Source organism: Pseudomonas avellanae BPIC 631 (genome assembly GCF_000444135.1).
Taxonomy (GTDB): domain Bacteria; phylum Pseudomonadota; class Gammaproteobacteria; order Pseudomonadales; family Pseudomonadaceae; genus Aquipseudomonas; species Aquipseudomonas avellanae.
The window spans coordinates 1-6070 of record NZ_ATDK01000432.1 but is presented as its reverse complement, the minus strand read 5'-3'; the positions used below and the strand labels follow the sequence as shown (position 1 = coordinate 6070).

The following is a 6070-nucleotide window of genomic DNA, read 5'->3' as shown; positions in this document are numbered from 1 at the left end:
TGTTTTCGAAAAAATCAGCCACCAACTAACGGAAAATTCAAATCTTATCAATAGCTTAGCTTGCAGGTTATGGGTAACTTATTTCGAAAACAGTACACTAGGTGTTACGGTGCCGAAGCCTGGGTCTTGTTCCTTTTTCGATTCGACGATGCAAAGCCGAGCAAGCTCTGTGATCTGATCATCGGTAGGGGGCTTCTTGGTCTCGATTAGATTCTTGGCAGCTGTCTGCAGCCACCGGTTCCTTTCGCCGAGCCAAGCTTCAAAGTCGTCGGTAACGGGCATGCCCAGTCCACTCACATTCGGAACAGCCATCGAGATCTCTCCTTGAAAATACTGCGGAAGGTCAAGCATAGACGAGTAGTGGCTAATTGCTATTTTTACTACGCCAGCCGCTAGCTCATTACTGAAAGCAAGGCTCAATGAGGGCTTCAGGTGGGCTCGGGTTGGTTGCGCTACTCGGCGCGGTTATGTGCATATGGGAAAACTGCCATACAGAGTTAAGGATCTTGTGGATATGTTTTGCCAGATGCATCGTCTGCGCTGCGTCGCTGGATAAGCCAGCTCCAGCAGGAGCGTAATTGCATAACGCCTCAGAGCAGAGACCTAGCGCCCGAGCAGCAAGAAATCCAAGAGCTGGAAGCTCGGATTGCCCGTCTTGAGCGGGAGAAATTTATTTTAAAAAGGCTACCGTGCTTTTGATGTCGGAAGAACACGATCGCATGCGCTGGCCGATCAGCTCAGTGCCAATGAGCCGATCGAGTTGCTGACCACTACACATCACGGCGGTGCTGGCTCAAGAAAGAGACCGAGGGCGCAGCATCAGGGATCAAATACGGGCTTGGAATGCCGGGATCATGGATCACTCATTTTCTGCCAGAGCATTAGTTATCTTCAGATCTGCGGTGCGCGAAAATCACGCTTCCGTTACGTACTTAGCCCGCACGGCGCGGGCTAGTGGTTCCATATGAAATACCTACACATGAATCGCGTCGATTGCAGGTTTGTAGGTTTTATGTGAGGTTTTTATAGGTAGCGCTTTATTGAATTATTGTGCGACCAGATGTTTTATGAAATGAGTCGAGCCGTCATCCAGAATAACGGCACCAAGCAGTGTTTTAGACGTTCGGTTTGCACAGGTCTCGTCAAATTCAAGCGGGATCCCTTCATTAGCAAACAGGCCTTTCAATGCCTGCGCAGTGCTGACTGAGAAATCACCCTCTGTATTCCCTCCATGCATGGCTACGCGCATTGTCAGCCCCTGTTCCTTGGTGGTTCGCAGATAGTCGCGTACAGAAGCTAGAACTTCTTCTGGCACAAGGTCTTCGCGACGAAAAGGGAGTAGATGGAATACCCGAACTTTCGCCCCCGGCATACGTTCACCCGTGTCAGCATCCACGTTTTCAGCCGCACACGCGACAGCGATGCATGCGCTCATGTTGTCTGCGATGACAGGCATATTTACCTGGCTCGTACCAGCGCTGTATAAATGACGAGTCCCTCCATCATTGGCGACAGAGCAGTTGAACCCCGCCACCTTGACAGTCGTGGTTCTGTCGATCTGGAAACTGTAATCCAAACCTTCTTTAGAATGATATACCTGGACCCATGGAAGTATGGATTGACTACGATCTTTTATTAAACCACCGCGATGCCGTCTTTCTGCTTGATATGCCGCTGAAGAAACCATGCTAAGCGTATACTCTCCACCGCACCGCGCGAGTTGAAAATGAGAAAACGTTGCAGGACGTTCATCCACCTCGTCTGATGCGATGTCACTCGCAGATGCCGTTTGATGACTGGATACAGACCTGGCGTTTGGAGGGCATGCAGGCACTTCCCAGCGGTCAGTATCATTATAGCTGTAGCTGCTACCAGAGTTTTTTGAAATACATAGCCCCATGACGGTTCTCTCTTTAATGTAGGATTAAATTTTAGGATCGTAGCGGCAAAGCCGAAAACTTGGTGTGGTCGTTACCACGCCTCATAGGGCTAATGTATAGGGTTCGCTAATTTGCTTTTCGTTTGTGATGTGATACTTGGATTTCGATGGCGACACTACTCAAGGTCGAGTGGGCGGCACATGTTTGAATGGTATGGTTGATCACAGGTGCTGAGCAGTTTGATACGCGCATACGTGTAGCTCAAAAAAGAAAGCTACTGAGTGGTTAAAACTCTTCAGTGGTTCCATATCCCGCAATCGAAGATTTACCCGGCGTCGGTAGGGTAGGCATGCCTTGCGTGAAGCACTGCGAGAACTTCGATCCGATCTGTCACTCGGTACACAACGAGATAATTGGGGTGGACAACGATTTCCCGGGTTCCAGGCACTCGCCCTTGGCGGTACAAGCAAGGGTGTTGCGGGAGAGCTGAGGTGGCTACTTCTATCGCCATTCCCAGCTCGCTGGCTGCTTGTGCGTTTCTGTCTGCAATGTAGAGAGGTATTTGCTGCAGGTTAATTCGTGCTGCCGGCCGCCACTCAACCAGCATCTGACGGAGTCTGCTTCGACTCTAGAAATTCACGCATCTCGGCCATGACCTGATCGTGTGGAATATTTGGCGCTGGATCACTGATTGAAGCCTGCACCTGGGCACGAAACCATTTGTCGTAGCTGGCGGCCTGTTCCTCAGTTTTAAACTCCGACACGATTGGAGAAGTTCGAGCGCTCATGATCAAGCTCCTGTTGGCTGTGAATCCACCTTAGGCGTTCAGTTGCTCATTGTCTGTGCCTTTCAGCCTTAACGTTCTGTAGGAAACGCCTCTGCCGTCTGCGCATTCCCGGCCCGGTCGGACTGCCCACCCAACCCAACCCGCATATCCGCCCCACTCGGCTGCTGATACAAACTCAACCCGAACTCTGGCATCACCGTAATCAGATAATCGAAAATATCCCCCTGTATCCGCTCGTAATCGACCCACACCGTCGTACGCGTGAAGCAGTAGATTTCCAGCGGGATGCCCTGCGAAGTAGGCTCCAGCTGGCGGACCATGCAGGTCATGCCGGAGTTGATGTCCATGTGGCTTTTCAGGTACGCCAGGGCGTAGGCGCGGAAGGTGCCGATGTTGGTCATGCGTCGGCGGTTGGCGGACATCTGTGCGACGTTGCCTTGCGCTTCGTTCCAGGCCAGCAGTTCGGCTTGTTTGCGGCCGATGTAGTCGGTGAGCAGGTGGATTTGCATGAGTTGCTGTTCTTCATCGTCACGCACGAAGCGCACGCCGCTGGCGTCGATGAACAGGCTGCGTTTGATGCGCCGTCCGCCGGATTGCTGCATGCCGCGCCATTATCACCGGTACCACATTTATACTATCCATCCCCCCTCAAGCCCTGCCAGCCCCAGAAGCCGCTCGAAAAACAACCAAATAATCCCGTCACCACCTCTTCCCTGGGAGAGCTCTCCATCGCTACAATAGGTAATATCCACATACTAACTACTATCTACTACTAATACCAAATAGCCGCCAACCCCAGAAGCCACGCGTCCTCTGCCAAGCTGCGTACCCCAAGCAGATCATTCCAAGCAGGCAGACGAGGATCAGAAGACACAGACTACAACTAGGTTTGCCAGCAAAGGGCGTGGAGAAGAGGGCAGGAGAGCTAGCACCATGACAGTCAGCTTGAAGATCAGGACGCTGTACCAGAGCGACAATACGGGGCGTGAGATTGAGCTTCCGGCGTTGCTCACGCCTCAAGGTATTCTGATCTCACACCTGAGGTTTCTGGCCTCGACGCGCTACCTCAAGAAGAGTGCCTCGTGGCGTGAGCGGAACGTATTCGCGATGAAGCTGCTGCTGTCGTACATCGGTGCGAACGAAGGCCACTTCAGCAAGACGACAGAGCTCTTGGAGTCGTTTGCGACAGCCCTTCAATACGGAACGATCAACATCGAGACCCAGCAAGATCCTGGTGGGCTGTACTGGTTACCGCGTAAAGCCGAGGATGCCCGTACGCTCTTGCAGCACATCACCGCGTACACCGATTGGCTCGTTGGTGAGTCTGGACACGAGCAGTCTTTAGTTAACCCATTCAGGAAGGCGACCTCTGTGGAGGAGCGGATGAACTGGTGCGCCTATTACCAGCGTCAATCCAATGTGTTCCTAAATTATCTCAACAAGCCAAAGGACGCAGCGGCTGAGAATCAATGGGTTCGGCGCACGCAAACTTCGAACGTGCCTATGTTCAATAGGAGGCTAACGAAGCGCTTTCCCGAAAGTGAGATTAACAACTTGCTTGAAACCGGATGGGTGCGCCGCATGGCAGATCCGGAAGCTACGGCAAATGACCGTATCGATTGGAAGGGAAGGGCGATCACAGTTTTGATGCATTATGCGGGGCTGCGTAAGAGCGAGATCTTTCACTTGTTTTTGTCTGACGTGATTGCCGACAGGAAGCGTAAAGAAGCCTATGTGCGTATCTGGCACCCTGAGAATGGACGTGTTCAGGAAGAGGGCTATACCAATCGCCGTGACTATCTGAACCGACGTTATCGCAGAAAGCCTCGCACGGAGTACTCGAAGACAGACTCACTGCATGCCGGCTGGAAGTCCCCGCTGTTGACTGATGGTTCTGATGGCTTTCTTGAAGTCTATTTCTATCCATTAGATATGGCCAAGGTATTCCTTCACTATTACGCAAACTACCTTAAGTATCAGCGAGTCGACCCTCTGCCGACTGAAGACCATCCGTACGCGTTCACGAACACAGACGGTAGACCGGAGACGATGAAAAACTTCAACCGACAACACCGTGATGCAGTGCACCGTATTGGCTTAGAACACTCCAAGAAGCTCGGAACCACTGAGCATGGTCATCGTCACGCATACGGCTACAGGCTTTGTGAGTCAGATCTTTCTGAGGAGTTTATTCAGAAGGCCTTGCACCATCGCAATATCGAGTCGCAGCGGGTCTACAAAGAGCCTACGTACGAAGACACTAGGGTCGAAAGGATGAAGGGTGAGAAACGTCTCGCAGAGAAGCGTCGGGAAGCACGAGAACTCCAGAGCGAACAGGAACGTCAGTAATCATTGAAAGCTGCCCGCTCCCTTCACGCGGGCAGCCCCCTTGCATGTCAGCCTTACCACAGCATGATCGTCACACCAGTGTGTTGTTCCACGATGGCCGCCCATCTTGCACGTCGCCAGCCTCGTCCACCACGTCACCCTACTCGGTGCTTTACGCCCTGAAAGTCACTGGAAAGCCACTGGGAAAGCCAATGCACCCAAGGCGCTAGTGAGAGCCCTATTCCCCCTTAACCACCTCCCAAAAGACTGGCCGGCCAGGAATAGCCCGAAATGTCTTAAAACAACCTAAAGTGTAACAAGATGTTTCGATATGCGTTCAATTCTGAATTGAGCCAAGCGCTTAGGCCGGCCAGAAAAAAACTCCCAATTCAAAATTGGCGACCCTTACGCGAAATTCCGAGCCATCGGCCCGCATGAGTTTGCTAGATTTCGTGAGGTAGAGTTCAATTCAAAATTAATCTCAATATAAGTCTTAATCCTCAATTTAGAATTAGGTATATATTGATTTTTTCAAAATTAAGTGGGTCTTTTCAATTGTTTTTATTTGCGGTAGTTTTGCTGGTCTCAGATCAAACGTTGGAGAGCGCCCATGGCCAAGTTAGGCGGCAAGCAGAGCTATGCCCAGAAGAAAGTAAGTGAACAAGTTGGTCTAGGTGAAAAATCTCAATTTGAGAAAAGCCAAATTGAGAAAAGCCAGGTTGAACAAGACCAAGTTGAGCAAGCTGGTAATCAAAAATTTGCACAGCGGCACGATAGTAATCCGTCGCAACAGCCCACAAAGAAAAGGCCAACTCGAACTTTCAATCACGGTGCGCGCCGTCCAATCCTTGTTGCTCAAGTCTTTAAGACTTACGAAGAAGCAAAGGCGCTTATTCTAGTTAGAGGCATCTTACAAATTAAAGATTACAAAGCGCTGCAGAAGCAGCATGACGATCTGCCCAAAAACCCGGCGGCGGCAAAAACTGAGCGCAACACCTGACCAATCCGGTACGGTGAACCTATGTCATATCATGAACTCAGCATTGAAGAACGCATCACGATCCAGTTTGGCCA

At 51.1% G+C, this 6070-nt stretch carries 6 protein-coding genes and 2 pseudogenes; 3 read left to right on the top strand and 5 right to left on the bottom strand.

What is annotated here, in order from left to right; genetic code table 11:
- Positions 1-78: 78 nt before the first annotated feature.
- Positions 79-312, bottom strand: a complete 234-nt coding sequence (locus DW49_RS0123630) for a hypothetical protein (protein ID WP_024421446.1) — start codon at positions 310-312, stop codon at positions 79-81.
- A 222-nt stretch (positions 313-534) separates the two neighbouring features.
- Here DW49_RS0123630 and DW49_RS1000000130955 point away from each other — a divergent pair.
- Positions 535-766 (top strand): annotated as a pseudogene (locus tag DW49_RS1000000130955) (transposase); the annotation flags it as partial.
- A 279-nt stretch (positions 767-1045) separates the two neighbouring features.
- On the opposite strand, the gene xopAF reads toward DW49_RS1000000130955, so the two are convergent.
- From xopAF to DW49_RS01000000128830, 4 genes and pseudogenes are all read right to left on the bottom strand, one after another.
- Positions 1046-1687, bottom strand: coding sequence for a XopAF/AvrXv3 family type III secretion system effector (gene xopAF / locus DW49_RS1000000133800; protein ID WP_306341687.1), 642 nt, complete (start codon positions 1685-1687; stop codon positions 1046-1048).
- Positions 1688-2205: 518 nt separating this feature from the next.
- Positions 2206-2487 (bottom strand): type II toxin-antitoxin system RelE/ParE family toxin, encoded by a 282-nt coding sequence (locus tag DW49_RS1000000130940; RefSeq protein ID WP_081591738.1) that lies wholly within the window; start codon positions 2485-2487, stop codon positions 2206-2208.
- Positions 2477-2668: a type II toxin-antitoxin system RelB family antitoxin gene (relB, locus tag DW49_RS0123615; RefSeq protein WP_005622273.1), complete on the bottom strand. Its 192-nt coding sequence runs from the start codon at positions 2666-2668 to the stop codon at positions 2477-2479. The genes DW49_RS1000000130940 and relB overlap by 11 nt, the downstream gene beginning before the upstream one ends.
- Before the next feature lie 68 nt (positions 2669-2736).
- A pseudogene (locus DW49_RS01000000128830) lies at positions 2737-3279 on the bottom strand (mechanosensitive ion channel family protein); the annotation flags it as partial.
- 322 nt (positions 3280-3601) lie between these two features.
- Between DW49_RS01000000128830 and gmtY the strand changes: the two are divergent.
- Both gmtY and DW49_RS0123600 read left to right on the top strand, forming a co-directional pair.
- The gene (gmtY, locus tag DW49_RS0123605; protein ID WP_005622278.1) at positions 3602-5017 is read left to right on the top strand and encodes a gamma-mobile-trio recombinase GmtY; all 1416 of its coding nucleotides are present in this window, start codon (positions 3602-3604) and stop codon (positions 5015-5017) included.
- A 589-nt stretch (positions 5018-5606) separates the two neighbouring features.
- Positions 5607-5996, top strand: coding sequence for a hypothetical protein (locus DW49_RS0123600; RefSeq protein WP_024421445.1), 390 nt, complete (start codon positions 5607-5609; stop codon positions 5994-5996).
- Positions 5997-6070: the final 74 nt, after the last annotated feature.

Bases quoted from the DNA above. Each gene is read 5' to 3' on its own strand.
- gmtY (WP_005622278.1), top strand. From the start codon at position 3,602: ATGACAGTCAGCTTGAAGATCAGGACGCTGTACCAGAGCGACAATACG.
- DW49_RS0123630 (WP_024421446.1), bottom strand. From the start codon at position 312: ATGGCTGTTCCGAATGTGAGTGGACTGGGCATGCCCGTTACCGACGAC.
- DW49_RS0123600 (WP_024421445.1), top strand. From the start codon at position 5,607: ATGGCCAAGTTAGGCGGCAAGCAGAGCTATGCCCAGAAGAAAGTAAGT.
- DW49_RS1000000130940 (WP_081591738.1), bottom strand. From the start codon at position 2,487: ATGCTGGTTGAGTGGCGGCCGGCAGCACGAATTAACCTGCAGCAAATA.
- xopAF (WP_306341687.1), bottom strand. From the start codon at position 1,687: ATGGTTTCTTCAGCGGCATATCAAGCAGAAAGACGGCATCGCGGTGGT.
- relB (WP_005622273.1), bottom strand. From the start codon at position 2,668: ATGAGCGCTCGAACTTCTCCAATCGTGTCGGAGTTTAAAACTGAGGAA.